Origin of the sequence: Roseivivax halotolerans, assembly GCF_900115815.1 — a bacterium.
GTDB lineage: Bacteria > Pseudomonadota > Alphaproteobacteria > Rhodobacterales > Rhodobacteraceae > Roseivivax > Roseivivax halotolerans.
Genome location: NZ_FOXV01000001.1, coordinates 65,123 through 83,125, shown reverse-complemented (window position 1 = coordinate 83,125; position 18,003 = coordinate 65,123). Strand labels below are relative to the sequence as shown.

At 64.8% G+C, this 18,003-nt stretch carries 15 protein-coding genes; 7 read left to right on the top strand and 8 right to left on the bottom strand.

The window, feature by feature from the left end:
• Positions 1-21 precede the first annotated feature (21 nt).
• Genes BM171_RS00420 through BM171_RS00400 form a run of 5 tightly spaced genes read right to left on the bottom strand, consistent with a single transcriptional unit; the run spans position 22 to position 4,706 of the window.
• A complete protein-coding gene (locus tag BM171_RS00420) occupies positions 22-1,653 on the bottom strand; it encodes a methyl-accepting chemotaxis protein (RefSeq protein WP_093008831.1) in 1,632 nt (543 codons plus the stop codon).
• Positions 1,653-2,189 (bottom strand): chemotaxis protein CheW, encoded by a 537-nt coding sequence (locus BM171_RS00415; protein ID WP_093008830.1) that lies wholly within the window; start codon positions 2,187-2,189, stop codon positions 1,653-1,655. Before BM171_RS00415 ends, BM171_RS00420 begins: the two co-directional genes overlap by 1 nt.
• Positions 2,186-4,084: a chemotaxis protein CheA gene (locus tag BM171_RS00410; RefSeq protein ID WP_093008829.1), complete on the bottom strand. Its 1,899-nt coding sequence runs from the start codon at positions 4,082-4,084 to the stop codon at positions 2,186-2,188. Before BM171_RS00410 ends, BM171_RS00415 begins: the two co-directional genes overlap by 4 nt.
• Complete coding sequence (locus BM171_RS00405) at positions 4,081-4,449, bottom strand: response regulator (protein WP_093008828.1); 369 nt, start codon at positions 4,447-4,449, stop codon at positions 4,081-4,083. The genes BM171_RS00410 and BM171_RS00405 overlap by 4 nt, the downstream gene beginning before the upstream one ends.
• Positions 4,446-4,706 carry a hypothetical protein gene (locus tag BM171_RS00400; protein WP_139218650.1) on the bottom strand — a complete coding sequence of 87 codons (261 nt, stop codon included), beginning with the start codon at positions 4,704-4,706 and terminating at the stop codon, positions 4,446-4,448. Before BM171_RS00400 ends, BM171_RS00405 begins: the two co-directional genes overlap by 4 nt.
• A 294-nt stretch (positions 4,707-5,000) precedes the next feature.
• Here BM171_RS00400 and BM171_RS00395 point away from each other — a divergent pair, with 294 nt between their 5' ends.
• From BM171_RS00395 to BM171_RS00365, 7 genes are all read left to right on the top strand, one after another.
• Positions 5,001-5,627, top strand: a complete 627-nt coding sequence (locus BM171_RS00395; protein WP_093008826.1) for a hypothetical protein — start codon at positions 5,001-5,003, stop codon at positions 5,625-5,627.
• Positions 5,628-5,672: 45 nt separating this feature from the next.
• Entirely contained in the window at positions 5,673-6,131 is a 459-nt protein-coding gene (locus BM171_RS00390) for an NUDIX hydrolase (RefSeq protein WP_093008825.1), read from the top strand.
• 314 nt (positions 6,132-6,445) lie between these two features.
• Entirely contained in the window at positions 6,446-7,171 is a 726-nt protein-coding gene (locus BM171_RS00385; protein WP_093008824.1) for a Crp/Fnr family transcriptional regulator, read from the top strand.
• 192 nt (positions 7,172-7,363) lie between these two features.
• Positions 7,364-10,558, top strand: coding sequence for an Ig-like domain-containing protein (locus BM171_RS00380; protein WP_093008823.1), 3,195 nt, complete (start codon positions 7,364-7,366; stop codon positions 10,556-10,558).
• A gap of 31 nt (positions 10,559-10,589) precedes the next feature.
• A complete protein-coding gene (locus tag BM171_RS00375; protein WP_093008822.1) occupies positions 10,590-11,876 on the top strand; it encodes a TolC family protein in 1,287 nt (428 codons plus the stop codon).
• Complete coding sequence (locus tag BM171_RS00370; RefSeq protein WP_245760142.1) at positions 11,873-14,068, top strand: ATP-binding cassette domain-containing protein; 2,196 nt, start codon at positions 11,873-11,875, stop codon at positions 14,066-14,068. Before BM171_RS00375 ends, BM171_RS00370 begins: the two co-directional genes overlap by 4 nt.
• Complete coding sequence (locus BM171_RS00365; RefSeq protein ID WP_093008821.1) at positions 14,068-15,249, top strand: beta-barrel domain-containing protein; 1,182 nt, start codon at positions 14,068-14,070, stop codon at positions 15,247-15,249. The genes BM171_RS00370 and BM171_RS00365 overlap by 1 nt, the downstream gene beginning before the upstream one ends.
• 256 nt (positions 15,250-15,505) lie before the next feature.
• On the opposite strand, the gene dtd is transcribed toward BM171_RS00365, so the two are convergent.
• Genes dtd through BM171_RS00350 form a run of 3 tightly spaced genes read right to left on the bottom strand, consistent with a single transcriptional unit; the run spans position 15,506 to position 17,969 of the window.
• Entirely contained in the window at positions 15,506-15,961 is a 456-nt protein-coding gene (dtd, locus tag BM171_RS00360) for a D-aminoacyl-tRNA deacylase (protein ID WP_093008820.1), read from the bottom strand.
• Positions 15,958-16,860, bottom strand: coding sequence for a carbohydrate kinase family protein (locus BM171_RS00355; protein ID WP_093008819.1), 903 nt, complete (start codon positions 16,858-16,860; stop codon positions 15,958-15,960). Before BM171_RS00355 ends, dtd begins: the two co-directional genes overlap by 4 nt.
• A gap of 20 nt (positions 16,861-16,880) precedes the next feature.
• Positions 16,881-17,969: a TFIIB-type zinc finger domain-containing protein gene (locus tag BM171_RS00350; protein ID WP_245760141.1), complete on the bottom strand. Its 1,089-nt coding sequence runs from the start codon at positions 17,967-17,969 to the stop codon at positions 16,881-16,883.
• Between the last annotated feature and the right edge of the window lie 34 nt (positions 17,970-18,003).

Sequence of the window (18,003 nt, the reverse complement as noted above, 5' to 3'; positions counted from 1 at the left end):
GCTCACTTCGGCATCCACCGCTCAGGCGACCTTGCCGCGGCGGACGAAATCGGCGTCGAGGTCGTCTTCAAGCGTGGACAGGTCGAAGGCGAAGCCGCCGCCCTTTCCCTTTCGCGCCTTCGCTGCGGGCGCTGCGACCGGCATAGGCTGGGCGGCGGCCTCGCCGGACACCCGGAAAAAGGCGATGGCCGCGCGGAGCTGTTCAGCCTGCGAGGCGAGTTCTTCGGCTGTAGAGGACAGCTCCTCAGAGGCGGACGTGTTTTCCTGGGTGACCTTGTCGAGCTGTTGTATCGCCATGTTGACCTGGTCGGCGCCGGTGGCGAGTTCCTGGCTGGCGCCGGAGATATCGCTCACAAGCTTCGCCGTCCGTTCGATGTTGGGCACGAGATCGCCGAGCATCTTGCCCGCCTGCTCCGCGGCGCGCACTGTATCGCCCGAGAGCGCTCCAATCTCGCCGGCCGCCGTCTGGCTGCGTTCGGCGAGCTTGCGGACTTCGGAAGCGACCACCGCGAAGCCGCGTCCGTGTTCGCCGGCTCGCGCGGCCTCGACCGCGGCATTCAGCGCGAGAAGATCGGTCTGCCGGGCGATCTCCTGAACGACCATGATGCGCTCGGCGATGGTCTTCATTGCGACGACCGCGTCAGACACTGCCGTGCCGGAGGCCTCGGCATCGGCTGCGGATTTGCGGGCCATCTCCTCGGTCTGCGCGGCGTTTTCCGCCGTCTGCCGGATGTTCGAGGCCATTTGCTCCATGGAGCTGGACGCCTCCTCGGTAGAGCTCGCCTGTTCGGTCGCGCCCTGGCTCAGCTGTTCCGACGTGGAGGCCATCTCGCTCGCCCCGGCAGAGACGTTGCCCGCGTTGGAGCCAACCTCGGCCACGATCCCGCGCAGTCTCTCGACCATCTCGTTCAACGCGCCGACCAGATCGCTGACCTCGTCGTTGCCGCGGAGGTCGGCAGTTTCGCGCAGATCTCCTGCACCGACCTGGCGCGCGAGCCTGACCCCGTTCGCGAGCCACCTCGAAATGCTGAGCGTGATCCAGGTGGCCGCGACGATGCCGATGAGGGCGGCGATGCCCATCAGGGCGATGATGGTGTTGCGGGCTTCGATATAGGTCTCGGCAGCGCCGTCACCGGCTTCGGTCATCAATACCCGATTGTTCTCGATAACCGCTTCCAGTTTTTCCTCCAATTGCAGCCAGAGCGCACGGCCATCCTCTTCGGCGAGTCTGACGGCCTCGGCCTGATTGTCCACGATAGAGAGCTTCATCGCCTGGTCGGCCGTCTCCCGGAACGCGGTGAGCAGCTCAAGATACGCTTCGAGCACCTGGCGGCCCTCTTCTGTCGCGATCGTCTTCAACTTCTCGAAGTTCGCGTCATGAGCGACGCGCCGGTCAGCGATGGACTGCTCGATCTCCCTTTTCGCCGCCGTGGCGTCCGCAAGGATGTGGTTCCGAAGGTCACGCTGGTTACGCACAAGGTCGCTTGCGAGGTTCCCTGCCAGCCGCACACGTTCCGCATCGGTCGACACGATGGCGTTCAGGCGGCCACTCAACGTGCTGAGGTCCGACAGCGCGATCAGCGTTATCAGGGCTGAGCCGCCGATGAGGACAATGAAGACCGAGGTCAGTTTCAACTTGATCGTGAAGCGCATCAGGCTCTCTCCGGTTCTTGGATCTTGGTGGCGCGCCTGGCGCCAGTGAGTGTTGTCCGGCCGTCGAAACCGTCCAGGAAATCTTCGAAGATCGTGGCAAGATCGGGCAGCGTGACGAGATCGCCCTTCCAGCGCCCGACAGCGCTGACGAAGCGCTGAGGCCAGCGTGCGCCGACTGTCGGCACCTGCTCGCATTTCTCGGGGTCGAGACGGGTCACCTCGTGCACGGCATCGGCGAGGATCCCGACGACGCAGGACTGGCCCGACACCGGGATGTCCATGACCATGATCCGAGCGTGTTCGCCGGCAGGCTCGCGCGGCATCCCGAGAGGCACGCGCAGGTCCGAGAGCGGCACGACCGTCCCACGTACGTTTATGAGACCCGCGACGAACTCCGCCGCACCGGGAACGCGCATCATCGCGACCGGCTCAAGCACCTCGCGCAGCTGGGAAGCGGGTACGGCGCAGATCTCTCCGCCGAGCCGGAAGGTGACCAGATCGACGTTGCCGTCGGTGTCTTCGGGATGAATCGTCATGCGGCCTCCTGCGCGCGTTCTGCAAGGCAGCGCCCGCGATGAACGAGCTGGGGAATGTCGAGGATCAGCGCCACGCCGCCGTCGCCGAGGATCGTGGCGCCTGAGAACAGCTTGAGCCCCGAATGCAGTGGCGAGAGCTGTTTGATGACGGTCTGGTTCGACCCGATGATCCGGTCGACGACCAGCCCGACCCGGCCGTCGGCACTGGACACCACGATGACCTTCTGGAACGGGGCGGGCTCACCCGGACTCTCGAGCAGGTCGCGCAGACGCAGGAAGGGCACCAGCGTGTCTCGGATGTCGAGGAAGGCATTGCGGCTGGTTGGATGCCCGTGTTCCGCCGGCAGTTCGACGATCTCCAGCACTGCCGCAAGCGGCAGGACAAACCGTTCACCCGCCAAGTCGACGAGCAGCCCGTCGATGATCGCGAGCGTCAAGGGCAGGCGCAGGCTGACAGAGGTGCCATAGCCAGGTTCGCTGGACACCTCCACGGTGCCGCGCAGTTCGTCGATGGTCCGCCGCACGACATCCATGCCCACCCCACGACCTGAAAGATCCGTGACTTCGGCGGCCGTCGAGAAGCCTGGCTCGAAGATCAGGCCGAAGATCTCTTCGTCGGACAAAGTGGCGCTGCTGGCTATGAGCCCGCGTTCAACGGCGCGCATCCGGATCGCTTCGCGATCAAGCCCCCGACCGTCATCCGACAGAGAGATCAGCACCTCGGCCCCGGCGTAGCGCGCCTCGAGGCGGATCGTCCCAGTCGCGGGCTTTCCGGCAGCGCTGCGGAGCGATGGATCCTCCAAGCCGTGATCGGCGGCGTTTCGAATGATGTGCATGAGCGGCTCTGCCAGCCGCTCGACGACGGTCTTGTCGAGTTCGGTCTTTTCTCCTTCGATCACGAAGTCGAAATGCCGCCCCAATTTCCCTGCCAGATCGTGCGCGAGGCGCCGGAATCGGCCGGTAATCGCAGAGATGGGCGTCATGCGTACGGACATCGTGGTCTCGCGCATGCCGGATGTGAGGCGGCTGATGTCCTCGACGATCGAGGAGAGACCGCTCTCGCCTATGCGCGCCGCGGCTTCGCGCAGCCTCGCCTCTGCGATCACCAGTTCGCCCACCCTGTCCATCATTTCGTCGAGCCGTTCCGCAGGAACGCGCATGAGCGCGCCGCCGCGTCCGTTTGCTGGACTGCGTGTGGAGTCAGGCTTCGGATCCTCGAGATCGCGCGCAGTCGCCTCCTCGATGGGCGGCGCCAACGTGAGTTCGAGCCCGTCCTCGTGGAACAGAAAGGCCGTCAGGATCTCGTCACGGCCGATGTCCCGATCGATCCACGCCTCCCATGAGATATAGAGACGTTCCGGGTCGATCTTCGAAAGCGGCGGGACATCCCCTAAAAGCGCGCGGATATCGCGGAAGCCGAGACTGCGGAGGTCGTCGATGATCGCTTCTGGCCGTCCGCCGAGCGCGAGCGTATCCGGTGCAAGTTTGAAGGTTAGGTGCCAGAGGCGGCTGTCCTGCGGCGTTTGCGGGGTGCCCTCCAGATAGACCGCAAGTTGGTTGAGTATGGCATCGCCGCCATCGGCACCGGGCTTCGACAGCAGATTGGCAATGTGATCCTTCGCGGCCAAGCTGATCGCGATCAACTGCTCGTTCACCTTCGCGCGGCCCTCACGGACAGCCTCGAACGCCGTTTCGAACCCGTGCAAGAAATTGGCAACGTCGTGCCGCCCGAACATGGCGCCGGAGCCTTTGAGCGTATGTAGATCGCGGAAGACTGCATCGATCAGGTCGGCGTCGCCCGGCGTTGCTTCCAACCGCAGCAATCGCTCTTCTAGTGTCTCGACCAGAGTTTCCGCCTCGTTGCGAAAGATGGCATTCGGCTCTTCGTCAGTCATGCGCCGAGCACCCGGTTGATCACTGCAAGCAGCTTTGCCTGGTCGAAGGGCTTGATCATCCAGCCGATGGCGCCGGCAGCCCGCGCCTTCTGCTTTATGGCGTCTTCGCTTTCCGTCGACAGGAATATGATCGGGACGCCGAGGTTCTGCGGCGTCGTCCGGAACGCGCGGCAAAAGCCGATTCCGTCCAGCCGCGGCATGTTCTGGTCGGTGACCACTGCATCAGGACGAAGTCGACCGCAGACGTCGAGCGCTTCCTGCCCGTCGGCGGCCGTCACAACCACGAAACCGGCCCCCTTCAGCGTGTTTGCCATCATTTGCCTGACGGATGGAGAATCGTCCACGACGAGAACCGTGCGCGTCATGGTGCGGCCTCCGGGACGGTTTTGGCAGGCAGTTGAGGAGGCCATCCAATGCAAAGGCGCGTTGCCTGCTGCTTCACATCGTCGGCAAGCAGAATCCGCTCGGGTATGGCATGGCCGGAGCGCACAGCAGAAATCAGCAATTGAAGGCCAGCTGCGTCTATGCCGTCTGGCTCCGGCCAATTGATCGGGGTGCCGGAAAGCCGCTCATGGGCCTGCCCGATTCCACCCACGTTCAGGCTTGCGGTATGTGGCTGCATGGCGCCCTTCCTGTATTCGTTCAATACGTGCCGAAGGTTCGCTACCATGCGACTTGCTAACGAAGGGCTAAGCGGCCTCCTCTCAGGGGTGTCTCTCTCGACAAGAACCGGCTCATTTTGAATCAAGAGGGCCGGGGTCGCGCCGGCAGGCACGCGAGGTGGTCAGCGGTTCCACGGTCGCTTCGCCATTCGAGCCTCGGTCATGGTCCCAAGTCGGCTACGCCGAGGATGAGATCTGTCTCGGACGTCTGACGCAGCTTACTTCCGGGGCGGCTTTTTGAGTGGAGGTGCCAGGTGACCCTGCAGAATCGAGTGACGCCGTGGGGCGAGATCGTTGCCGCTCCTGCGCGCGGTCGGCTGATGGGGAATCGCGGCAGGTTGCACGGGCCGGACAAGCGTCTCGGCAAAGCGCGCTGGCGCGGGAAGGCGTGGATCTCATGTGTTCTCGACTTCAAGGAGCGGCATCGCGAGGTCATGGCCAAGCAGAGCTATACCGAGCTTTTCTTTTCCGATGAGGCCGTGGCGATCGCGGCAGGGCATCGTCCTTGCGCGGAATGCCGCCGCGTTGCGTTTCTTCGCTTCCGCGCCGCAATGGCGCGGGCCTTCCCTGAGCTTGGCCCTGCGCCGCGCGCCGCCGACATGGACATGCTCCTGCATGCGGCACGGACGAGCGACGCGCCGCGGGCCCGGGTCCGGCCATTCGATCTGCCGAGGGGCGCGTTCTGCGAAGGACCAGGAGGCGAAGCGCTGTTGATCTGGGACGGTTCGGCGTGGCGCTGGAGCTTTGGCGGCTATACGCCGTTCAGTCTCGATCCAGCCCGCGAGCGCGACGTGCTGACCCCAGCGCCTTTTCTCGCGGCGCTCAACCACGGATGCGGCCTCGATTTACAGCCGGATTTGTCAGGAAAAGTTGACGATTAGCCTTCAGATCACTAGCTTTGAAGCTGTGGAAGGCACGGTGAAAAGATGCCCTGTATCGGTGAGCAGATCGCGGCACTCCCCTTGAAGTTCAAGAAAGATGGCAGTGTCGAAGTCCTGATGGTGACCTCCCGCGACTCCGGTCGCTGGGTCATGCCGAAGGGCTGGGAGATGGACGGCAAAAAGCCCTGGCGTGCGGCGGAGATCGAAGCGCTCGAAGAGGCTGGCGTTCTGGGTCATATCGGCAACGACGCAATCGGGATGTATCGATATGCCAAGGTGATGGACGACGGCAGCATCGTGCCCTGCCACGTACGGGTCTACCCGATGATCGTCGAACGTCTGAAGCGTCGCTGGAAAGAGCGTGACGAGCGTAAGCGCCGCTGGTTCACACCGAAACAGGCCGCAAAGCGGGTGGCCGAGGCGGATCTTGCCGCGCTGCTGATGTCTCTCTCCACGAAGCCGCGAAAGCAGCCGATCGTGCGGGATTTGCTCAAAGCGTCCTGATCTGGAACGCAACAAGGGCCGCACCGGCGGGATGCGACCCTTGCGCTTCGAAGGCACCAGCTGCCGTGGCCCCTCAGCCTGACAACTGGCTGACTACCTTCGATTCCTGGCCGGAGCCCTACACTCCGGCTGTATTCTGAACGCCCAAACAACGTGCGTGTCCGAGGCAGGTTCCCCTCGTTCCCGCCGGTCCGGCGCGGCATGTCTCGGACCGCGGATTGCCCTGCCTATCATGCCTTCTGGAACAATCGCGCAAGCGGCGCATTAAACTGTGACATACGCATTCACGAAAATTCGAAATGACCGGGGGCCGAATGGCAACCAGATGCGCGAACTGCCCGATCCGGAAGCTGCCGCTGTTCAAGCCGATGAGCGAACGGGAAGTCGCGTTCATGGAGCGGTTCAAGATCGGGGAGATGTCCGTTCAATCGGGCACGCCGCTATTGTCCGAGGGCTCGACATCGCCGCAACTCTTCACCGCGTTGTCGGGGTTCGGACTGCGCTACAAGCTCTTGCCGAACGGCAAGAAGCAGGTTCTGTCCTTCGTTTTGCCCGGTGATCTCATCGGGTTGCAGGCGGGTGTCATGGGGCAGATGACCCATTCAGTCGAGGCCACGACGCATATGACGCTCTGCGTTTTCAACCGCTCGGAGCTCTGGACGTTGTTCCGAAACCATGCCGAGCGGGCGTTCGATGTGACCTGGATCGCCGCGTCGGAAGAGCGGTTTCTTGGCGAAGCTCTTGCAACTATTGGACAAAAATCCGCAACGGAAAGCGTTGCTTGGGCCTTCGCACGTCTCTACCGCCGCCTCGAGGCGATCAACATGCGAAATGGGATCACCGTGCCGATGCCCTACACTCAGCAGAACCTGGCGGATGCGCTGGGACTGTCTCTGGTGCATACCAACAAGACGCTCGCCCGGCTTCGCGAGCAGCAACTCGCCACCTGGAGCGAAGGACGCTTGTCCATCCCGGATATCGAAGCGCTCGAGGAAATCGGCTTGGTCGAAGAGAAGCCGAGCCTGCGGCCGCTGCTCTGAAAGCGGCTCGCATTGACGTTTCGTGATCGTCCGGAGTGTGGGGTCACAGTCACAGATCCGGCCCGGCTCAACCGTAGGTTAAAAGAATTGGGCAACATTGTGTAGCCACACCTGCAAAGCCGATGTATACATCCTGCAATAATAGCAAAGGCGCCGAAGAGCGTCGGAGCAGAGGCAAGAGCGGTGATAATTATGCAAGCGATTGATTTCGCTGTACGCACCCCTGCGGGTGACGTGCAGTTCGACGCAGCGACGGTCAATGGTGATCTCTTCGCTATCGAGGCCCAGCCGGGCCACTCGATCTCCCTGAATCTCGAGCCTTCCTCGCTGCGCGGATATACGCGCGAAGGCGGCGATCTTCTCATTACGCTTTCGGACGGGCGGGTGATCCTGATCGAGGATTATTTCGAGGTTGAAGGCGCGCGACTGTTTCTCAGCGCGAATGGCAGGATTTCCGAGGTCGTGCTGACCGATGCGGGCGATGGCGTGTTGCTTGCCACTTACGGGGTCGAGGAAACCTTCGGTAAGTGGAGCCCGCATGACGAGCTGATCTTCCTCGACGATGACGGCCTGACGGCTTCTGATACCGGATACGCGGCGCTGGGCGACGCCGAGGACGGCGAAGTTTCCATGCTGGCGACCGGCCTTCTTGGTACGACGCTTGCCAGTGGAACCGGTGCCGCGGCGGCTGCGGCGGGTGGCGCGGCGCTTATCGGCGCCGGGGTGATCGGAGGCGGCGATGACGGCGGCTCCGGCGGTGGCGGTGACAACGGCCCGACCCGGATCGAACCCGCGATCGACGATGCCGGCACCTCCGCGACGATCTACGGCGATGCCGAGCAGACGATCACTGTCTCCGGTGTGGCCGAGCCCGGCTCCACCATTGCGGTCACGGTCGGCGAGACGACGCTCGAGACCGTTTCCAACGAGGGGGGCACCTGGTCGGTCGCGTTCGAAGGCGACGATTTCCCCGCGGATGGCAACTACACGGTCACGGCGGTCGTGACCGAAGCGGATGGCGCGGTTACCGATCTGACTGGCGCGACCTACGATATCGATGTGACCCCACCCGAGGTGGACATCCAGAACGGCACCAGCAGTCCGATCAACGCCGAAGTGCATGAGGGCGGTGTCACTTTGTCCGGCAATGTCGAAGAAGGCTCCACCGTTGTCGTGACGATCAATGGAACCGACTACGACGCGACCGTTGCGGACGGCACCTGGTCGGCGACCTTCGACGAGACGGTCTTCCCGGAAGGTGAGTACAGCCAGGAGGTTACGGTCACGGCGACCGATGCCGCAGGTAATTCCAGTTCGGTGACAGGCACGGTCGTGATCGACACGGTCACCTCTGTCACGGCCGACACGGACTCTGTGGGCGGCGATGGCACGGTCAATGGCAGCGAAGCGGCAGGTGGCGTGAACCTGACCGGCACGGCAGAGCCGGGCTCGAGCGTCGATGTGACGCTCGGCGGGGTTACTCTCCCCGCAACGGTGGACGGTGATGGCAACTGGACAGTCACGTACCCCGCGTCCGACCTGCCGCAGGGCGAGACGGTGCTGGATATGACGGCAGTCTCGACCGATCAGGCGGGCAACACGGCCACGGCAACCGGCAGCGTCGCCGTCGACACTCTGGTCTCCAACTTCGCATTCACCTCGCAGGCGGGCGGCGCGGATTCGACGATCAACGCCGAAGAGGCCGCGCAGGGCCTGACCGTGACAGGAACGACCGAGCCCGGCGCGACCGTGACCGTCACATTCGCAGGCGTCACGCGCGCAGCGAACGTGGCCGCGGATGGAAGCTGGTCGGTCGACTATGCCGCCGGCGAAATTCCGTCCGGCACCGGTGCTTACCAGATCAGCGCAAGCTCGACCGATCGGGCCGGCAATACCGACACCATTACCCAGGACGTGAGGATCGACACCGATGCCGGCTCGCTGACCATCAGTGCGGCGCCGGTGGAGGGAGACGACGTTGTCAACGCGGCAGAAGCCTCCGATGGCGTGACCCTGACCGGCACGTCCGAGCCGGGGCAGAGCGTGACCGTCACGATGGCTGGCGTGTCCATGAACGTCATCACCGGACCCAACGGGGTCTGGACTGCGAACTACGCTCCCGGCCAGATCGCGGCCGGAACCTATACTGCCGAGATCACCGCGACGATCACCGACAGTGCTGGCAACACCCTGACGCGCACCGACAGCGTCCGCGTCGACACCGAAGTGCAGAACTTCGGCGTCTCCGCCGCTCCGGTCGAGGGCGACGGCGTCGTCAACGCGGCCGAAATGGCGGATGGCGTGGTGCTTAGCGGAACGACCGAACCGGGCAGCACCGTCACCGTGACCATTGGCGGTGTCACGCGCACCGCGAACGTGGATGGCAACGGTAATTGGTCCGCGAATTTCGGGCCCGGCACCGTCGCATCTGGCACTTACGGCGCATCGGCCACGATCGTCGCGACCGATATGGCAGGAAATACCAGCGAAACGAGCACGCAATTCCAGGTGGATACCGAGGTCGAGACGCTCGGCTTCTCGCCGTCGCCAGTGGCGGGCGATGACGTGGTCAACGCCGCTGAAGCGGCCCAGGGCCTCACGCTGACGGGCCAGGTCGAGCCGGGCTCAACGGTCCTTGTCACACTCAACGGCGTCACCCATGCCGCAAGCGTCGATGCCGGCGGCAACTGGAACGTCGATTTCGCGGCGGCAGAGCTGCCGTCAGGCGAGCTCTCGCAAGATGTGACCATCGCGGCCACTGACGCGGCGGGCAACACTCGCAGCGAGACACGCGCGCTGGCTTTCGACACCGAGGCCTCCGATGCGCCGGAGGTCACCGATTACACCCGCAATCATTCCGGTCTCACGGGCGTCTCGCTCGAGAGCACGGATGATGCGATCTATATCGGCCATCTCGATGACGCGGGCGGCGTCGAAGAAGTCGGCTATGACTCCTTCGACGTGCCGAACCGGGGCGAAACCTCGTATTTCTTCAACGAGACGGTGCCGGACGGCTCTCACCTCGTGGTCACGGTCACAGATGAGGCGGGGAACACAGCGGGCACCTTCCACGTCGTCGATGATCCTGCGACCAACCAAGTCGGGATGACCGATGCGCTGGCGGGGCAGCTCGGCGCGTTCGAGATCGAGACGATCGACCTGCAATTCGCAGAGGATACCCAGCTCACCCTCACCGAAGCGCAGATTACCGCACTCGCGCAAGGGACCGACGAGCTGACGATCACCGGCGGCGTCGACGATACCGTGACGATCACGGGCGCGCAGGCGGCGGGACAGGTCACAGAGAACGGCGAGACCTTCAACGTCTATTCGCTGGGCGATGCGGTCGTGAAGATCGAGGACGACATCACCAACGTCGTCATCTGACGCCAGTCATCGGCGAAGAAAGAGGTCGGACGTGAAACGACGGACAGGGCAGCGCGCGGCAGTCTTGCTGGTGGCGACAGCCACTCTGGCGGGCTGTGCGGGCCTGCCGGTTCCCGAGGTCGCGACCCGCTTTGCCGCAGCACCGGGAACGGAAGCGCCAGGCGCGACGCCGGCCGATGTCGGGATTGTCGAGGCACTCTCGGCCCGGTCCGGCGGCTTCGTTCCAGGCTCGAGCTACGACCGGATCGCGGCGGCCGCGCTGTCGTCGGGCGCGCAGGTGGAAACGGCGGAACTCGAAGCCGCCCGTCTGCGGGAGACCGCGGCCGGGCGGAACTGGCTGCCGACGATCGGGCCGACCGTGTCGTTGACTTCGCTCGGAGATGTGGCCGCCGACCTCGTCGTCAATCAGGTGCTCTTCGACAATGGCCGCAAACGGGCCAAGCGTGATCTCGCCCGCGCCGAGGTGGATGCCGCCGCGGTGCGCCTTGTCGAGAGCGCGGATGAGCGGGTGGCCCGCGCGATAGGACTTCACCTTGATGCCGAGGAAGGCCGCGAGGCTGCCGCCCATTTCGAACGCGCGCACAAGGACATGGCCCATTTCGAGTGGATCATGGCTGAGCGTGTGGCAGGCGGCGTCTCCAACCCTTCGGATCTGACCGTCTTGCGGCAGAAGCTCGCTCGGATCGCCGCGGACCGGGACCGCGCCCGCGACAGCGCCGTCGAGGCGAAAGCCCAGTTCGAACGCCTTGCTCCCGGCGCGGCCACCGACGGGATTGGCACATTGAGCGGTACGAACGCATCGGCGCCGCCCGTCGCGGTGCTCGCGGCACGAGCGGACAAGGCCCGCGTCGCCGCCGAGGCAGAGATCGCGCGGTCGGGTTTTCTGCCTGGCCTTTCGGCAGAACTCAGCGCGCGCAGCGGGCAGGGCGGTCTCTCGGCCGCGATTCCGAACGGGCTCGGGCTCGGCACTGGCGCGTCCCTGAAAGCCGGCAAGGCCGATATCGCCGCCGCCGAAGAGCGCATCGTCGCCGCGCAGGAGGATCACGGTCTCGAAGTCGCGCGGCTCACGAGCGAGATCGAAGCGACCCGCCGTCAGCTCAGTGAAGCCGAGGGGCTGGCGCAGCAGGCCAAGGGCAATCTCGATCTTTTCCAGCGCCAATATGAAGGCGGGCAACGCCGGGTGATGGAGGTCGTCGGTGTCTACGAGACCTGGTCCGACGCGATGTCCCAGGCGATCACGCTGAAATACGCGCTGGCGCGGGCCGAGCTGCGTCTCGCCGCGCTTCAAGGAGGTCTCGCCGCCGGGGATCGTGTGTGACGGCCGCGCCGGTCATAGCCCTGACGCGCGCCAAGACGGCGGCCGCCGAGACCAAAGGACCGACACGCGAGCGGGTCACGCGCGGCTCGGGCCGTGCAGAGACGCGCGCCGGCCTGATCCGCCTTTACGCGCGTCAGCGCGGCGTGGAGGCCGCCGAGGCGGACATCGTCGAGGCGCTTCGCGAGGCTGATGGTGGCGTGGACTTTTACGGCCCCGACACGCTTGCCGCCGGGATGCGCGCCGCCGGTCTCTCGCCCGCGCAGGTCACGGGCGATCTGACTGAGCGGTCAGAGCCCGCGATCGCGCTGATGACTTCCGGTCAGGCCGTGCTCGTTCTCAAGGTCACGCCCGACACCGTCACGCTTTACGAGGCAGAGGCTCGCGATCACCGGGTCGAGATCCACGTCGCTGAATTCGAGCCGCATTTCGCGGGCGTCATGCTCACGGGCGCGGTGCCGCTTGCCAAGCTCGCAGAGACACTTGGAGCTGCGCCGCGTCCCGGCCATTGGTTCTGGTCGGAGTTCGCGCGGTTCAAGCGTCCCCTCGCCGAGGTCGCCGTCGGCTCCTTCGTTGCGAACATGCTGGCGGTCGCGGTCGCGCTCTTCTCGCTGCAGGTCTATGACCGGGTGATCCCGCATCAATCCGAGGCAACGCTCTGGGTGCTCGCCGCCGGGGCCGGGCTCGCGCTGATGCTCGAAGGCGGCCTGAAGGCCGCGCGGGCTCAGCTTCTCGACGGGGCGGGTCGGCAGATCGAGCTTGGCGTGCAATCGACCCTTATGAGCCGCCTCTTGGGGCTCCGCTCCGAGATCGCGGCGAAAAGCCCCTCGCAGCTCTTCTCGGCCATGCGCGAATTCGGATCGGTGCGCGAGTTCTTCACCGCCTCCACCGTTGGCGCGCTGGCGGACATTCCGTTCATCCTGCTGTTCCTCGCGCTCGTTGCATCCATCGCTGGGCAGGTCGTCTGGGTCCTGGTCGCGGGCGGCATCCTGATGGTGGTGCCGGGCGTGTTTCTGCAGCGGCGGATGATGCGCCTGACCGAAGAGATGCAGGGCGCGGGCGTGCGCCAGTCTCGGCTCTTGCAAGAGGTCGTGCGCGACCTCGACACGATCAAGGGCGCGCGGGCCGAGACCCGGTTTGCCCGCGCCTGGGAAGAGCTTGTCGCGCTGCAATCTCTGAAAAGCTCCGAGCAACGACGGCTCGCCGCGAACCTCACGGTCTGGGCGCAGGCAATCCAGCAGGGCACCTACGTGATCGCCGTGATCGCGGGCACGTATCTTGTCTTCGCGGGCGAGTTCACCGTCGGCGCGATCATCGCGACGGGCATACTGACCTCGCGGACGCTGGCCCCGCTGACGCAGCTGTCGGGCATCCTTGCGCGCTGGTCGAACGTGAAGACGGCGCTGACGATGCTGGATGGTATCGCCGAAGCCGAGCAGGACCGCCGCCCCGCGCGCCGTTACCTGCGCCGCCCGCGCCTCGCAGGGCGCTATGACCTCAAGGGCGTGAGTTATCGATACGGGGAGGCTGCGCCCGCGCTGGATCTCTCGGGCTTTACCGTCAATGCGGGTCAAACCCTTGCGGTTCTCGGCGCGAATGGTTCGGGCAAGTCGACCTTCCTGCGCGTTTTGTCGGGTCTCTATGCGCCCGCCGAAGGACGGTTGATGCTCGACGGGGTGGAGATGGCCCAGATCGATCCGGCCGACCTAAGACGGGGCATCGGGTATCTTGGCCAGGATGTGCGGCTTTTCGAGGGAAGCTTGCGCGACAACCTTTCGCTCGACCGGATGGAGGCGGATGACGCGCGGCTTTACGCGGCGCTCGATTTCGCGGGGCTGGGGCAATTCGTGAAGGCCCATCCCGCCGGGCTCGACCTGCCCATCGGCGATGGCGGCAGCGGGCTTTCGGTGGGGCAACGGCAAAGCGTCGGGTGGGCTCGGCTCTGGCTTCAGGATCCCGATATCTGCCTGCTCGACGAGCCAACCGCCGCGCTCGACCAGACGCTGGAAGCGACGCTGATCTCGCGGCTGGGCGAATGGCTCTCGTGCCGGACCGCGATCATCGCGACGCACCGCGTGCCGATCCTGTCTCTGGCGCAGCGCGTCACGATCCTCGCGCATGGCCGGGTCGCGGTGGATGGCCCGCGTGCGGAGGTGATGGCCCACCTCACCCGCACCGCTAAAGGAGAGGGCTGATGGCGCTTGCCTCGACCGATTTGCGCGGTGAGCTCGGGACGCGTCTGCGCGGTCCGTCTTTGACGATCTGGCTGTCGGCGGCGGCGGTGCTGATCTTCCTGATCTGGGCCTCGCTCGCCTGGATCGACGAGATCGTGCGGGCCGAGGGGGAGCTTGCCTCCTCCTCGCGGCCCCAGATCATCCAGAACCTCGAAGGCGGCATCCTGTCCGAGCTTCTGGTGAAGGAGGGCGATGCGGTTGCCCGCGGCGACGTGCTCGCGCGGCTGCACGCCGCTGAGTACGAAGCCTCCGTTGCCGACCTTGCCGAACAGATCACCGCCCTCGAGATGCGGCGTCTGCGGCTCGAAGCGGAGATCGACGGCGCAAGCGACCTGGCCTTGCCCGAAAGACTGGTCGCGGCGAGCCCGGACATGGCCGAGGCCGAGCGTCAGCTTCTGTCCGCGCGCCAAACTGATTACCTGGGCCGAACGGATGGCGCGCGCCGCGTTCTCGACGAAGCCGCGGCGGAGCGAAAGCTCATGGAAGACCTCTATGCCAAGGGTGTCGTCGCGCTGATCGAGGTGACGCGCGCTCGCAAGGCCCATGCGGATGCCCGTATCCGCTACGAGGAGATCGTCACCCAAACCGAGCTTGCGCGCGCCGAGGCGCATTCCGAGACGCTGCGCGAGCTTGCGACCTTGCGCCAGGGCTTTGCCGCCGCGCGCGACCAGCTCGACCGGACCGAACTGACGAGCCCTATGGACGGTGTGGTGAACAAGCTGTCGATCACGACCATCGGCGGGGTCGTTCGCCCCGGCGAGGAGATCCTGCAGATCATCCCGCGGGAAGAGGCGCTTTTCGTCGAGGCCCGTGTCGCGCCCGAGAATATCGCTAATATCCGGCCCGGTCAGGCCGCGACGATCAAGCTGTCGGCGTATGATTACACGATCTGGGGCGCGCTCCAGGGCGAGGTGCGGGTCGTCTCTGCCGATACGTTCCGCGACGAGCGCGACCCGAAAGCGGCGCCGCACTACAAGGTGACCGTCGCCATTGATCGCTCGGCCTTGTCCGAGCGTCAGGGCCGGATCGCGCTACGGCCCGGTATGCTGGCTCAGGTGGAATTGATGACCGGCGCAAAAACCGTGCTGACCTACCTTCTGAAGCCTTTGTACAAGACGAAAGATGCGCTGCGCGAACCGTAGCGGCGAATTTTTCCCACCGACTTGTCCACAACCCGATCTTGTAGCTTTCGCGGATAACGAGCTAGCGCAACCATATTGGGCTGCGCTTATTTAGGGTTCAAACGCAACGGAGCACTACATCTTGAGTGTCAGACACATCTGACACTGAATCATGTCAGATGTGTAAAACTCCGCGAACTGCCGTAAGGGCAACGTCTGGATGGCGACTGCGATTTATGCACAAACGCGATTGTTTCGATTCAAAAACGCAATGTCGCTATTGCGTTTTCCCATCGTCAGTGTCCAGCCAGATCGTCATCGGGCCGTCATTCACGAGGTGCACGGCCATATCGGCACCGAACCGGCCGGTTGCGGTTGGCACGCCTTCGCCCTGCAATGTCGCCGCGAACCGCTCGTAAAGCCGTTGTCCCTCGTCTGGCGGGGCGGCTTGGGAGAAGCCGGGGCGATTGCCGCGTTTCGTGTCCGCCGACAAGGTGAACTGACTGACCACGAGCGCAGCGCCCTCGACATCCGAAATCGCGCGGTTGGTCTTCCCATTCTCGTCCTGGAAGAGACGCAACTTCGCAACCTTTCGGGCGAGCGTATCGGCGATCTCGTCCGTGTCGCCTTTCATCCCGCAGACCAGGATAAGAAGGCCCCCGCCAATCTCCCCGATCACCGCGCCGTCGATCTCGACTCGAGCTTTCGTTACCCGCTGAAGCAGAGCTCTCACAGCTCGCTCTCCCAGGGCGGGTTGGCACCGGCGCGGCTGACCGTGATCGCGGCGGCCTTCGTTCCAAGCGCCACGGCCGGTGTCAGCAGTTCAAGCGATGCATCGCGCAATGCCGCGCGGGTCAGAAGTCCATCTTTATGGAGCCCCGCCAGGAAGCCTGCATTGAACGTATCGCCCGCGCCGACCGTGTCGACGACCTGCGCGGGTTCGGCGCCGATGCGGCGCGTGCCTTCGGGTGTGATCGCATCGACGCCCTCCGCGCCGCGCGTGATGAGAACGACAGCCACGCCCATCGCGAAGAGTGCCTCGGGATCGGTGCCGAGCCAGTCCATGTCTTCATCGGAAAGCTTCACGACGTCCGCACCTGCCAGCATCGCATCGAGGCGCGCGCGATACCGGGCCTCGTCCTGGACGAAACCGGCCCGGATATTCGGGTCGAGCATCACCAGCTTGTCGCCCGCGGCCCGTGCCGCGAGGGCGGCATAGGTCTCCGCGCCAGGCTCTGCGATGAGGCTGATACCGCCGAAGAGAAGCGCATCGATGTCGGAGGACAGCTCCGGAATATGGGATGTGTCCAGCATCCGTCCGGCAGTGTTCTCGTCGTAGAAGGCGTATTTCGCCTGACCGTCGGTCAATGTCACAAAAGCCAGCGTCGTCGGCCGGTCCGAGCGCGCAAGCCGCCCGGTCTCAACGCGGCTGTTCTCCAGCTCGCGTACGAGGATCTCTCCGAAAAGGTCTGTCGAGAGGCCCGTGAATAGAGCGACCGGCGCGCCAAGCCGGCCAAGCGCGATGGCGCTGTTGAAGATCGCCCCGCCAGCGAAAGGGGCGAAGGCCGGGGAGCCGTCCTGCGCCTCACGCGGCAACATGTCGATCAGCGCTTCTCCGCAACACAGGATCATCGGGCGTAGCCTCCTCGCACTCAGCCGTAGACGGCCGCGACATATCCGAAGGCGGCGGCCACGACCAGACCGGCGATGACCGCAAACGCGATCTTCCAGGCCGAGTAGGGCCGTTCCCCCTGGACCCGGCCTGTCTGTCCGTTCACGACAAACCGATAGGTCTTGCCCCGGAACTTGTAGGCCGCCATCCAGACCGGCAGCAGGATGTGCTTGAATGTCACCGCGCTGACCTCGGTCTCGACATTGTGGACGCGCTGACGATCACCGCCGATGTCGAATTTGACGTCCCGGTGGATCTGCCGGTCCATGATTGCGCGTGCCTCGCCGAAGCCCTGATCGAGATCGACAGTGTAGGCCTCCGCCCGAAATCCCGCGATGAATTCCGGCCTGTACGGCTCGAGCGCCGACAGATCCCACGGCGGAAGCGCCTCGGTGTAGCTTTTCGGCAAGGACGTGGAAGCCAGAACCAGCACATCGTCGAAGAACCGTGCGACCCGGCCCGATGCGGGCCGCCAGCGCACCTTCTGCACGCGCTGGGTCGTCATCTTGCCGTCGCGCATGACGCGGCGGGTCTCGTAATAGACCGTTCCGCGCTCGCCGCGGTAGCGCGACTTGGTGTCCGCGTCGAAGGTCCAGTAGGGCACGTAGATGCCCTGCATCCGCCGTCCCTTGCGGGCATATTCCTGCACGCCGTTCGGTGCGAACCAGAGCCGTCCGAGCCAGGCGATCATCGCATCGCGCGCCGCATCCTCGGAGAGCTGGAAGGGCAGTAGGGCGCGCGGCTTGATATGCCGGTTCTCGCCGGTGCCCTTGACCACGGGCGTCGCGCAGAACGGGCATTCGGCGGAATGCGCCTCGGGGTCGAACTCCACCTCCGCTCCGCAATTGGGGCAGGAGGAGACGCGCGTAACCTCCATGTCCTGGATCGGAAGGAGATTGCGGAGCGCCTGGTCGAAGTCGATCTCGCTGATGCCGCCCGCCCACGGACCGCCATCCTCGATCGGCTCCGCGTTGCCGCAATGGCCGCAAACAAGCTGCCCCGCACCCGGATCGAAACGCAGGTCCGAGCCGCATTGGTCGCAGGGAAAGCGATGATCCTCGATGGTCACGGCAGTCAGTCCTCGGCAGAGCGTGGCCGCACCT

Excerpts from the sequence above, each read along its gene's own strand:
- BM171_RS00420 (WP_093008831.1), bottom strand. The coding sequence starts at position 1,653 with ATGCGCTTCACGATCAAGTTGAAACTGACCTCGGTCTTCATTGTCCTC.
- BM171_RS00415 (WP_093008830.1), bottom strand. The coding sequence starts at position 2,189 with ATGACGATTCATCCCGAAGACACCGACGGCAACGTCGATCTGGTCACC.
- BM171_RS00410 (WP_093008829.1), bottom strand. The coding sequence starts at position 4,084 with ATGACTGACGAAGAGCCGAATGCCATCTTTCGCAACGAGGCGGAAACT.
- BM171_RS00405 (WP_093008828.1), bottom strand. The coding sequence starts at position 4,449 with ATGACGCGCACGGTTCTCGTCGTGGACGATTCTCCATCCGTCAGGCAA.
- BM171_RS00400 (WP_139218650.1), bottom strand. The coding sequence starts at position 4,706 with ATGCAGCCACATACCGCAAGCCTGAACGTGGGTGGAATCGGGCAGGCC.
- BM171_RS00390 (WP_093008825.1), top strand. The coding sequence starts at position 5,673 with ATGCCCTGTATCGGTGAGCAGATCGCGGCACTCCCCTTGAAGTTCAAG.
- BM171_RS00385 (WP_093008824.1), top strand. The coding sequence starts at position 6,446 with ATGGCAACCAGATGCGCGAACTGCCCGATCCGGAAGCTGCCGCTGTTC.
- BM171_RS00380 (WP_093008823.1), top strand. The coding sequence starts at position 7,364 with ATGCAAGCGATTGATTTCGCTGTACGCACCCCTGCGGGTGACGTGCAG.
- BM171_RS00365 (WP_093008821.1), top strand. The coding sequence starts at position 14,068 with ATGGCGCTTGCCTCGACCGATTTGCGCGGTGAGCTCGGGACGCGTCTG.
- BM171_RS00355 (WP_093008819.1), bottom strand. The coding sequence starts at position 16,860 with ATGATCCTGTGTTGCGGAGAAGCGCTGATCGACATGTTGCCGCGTGAG.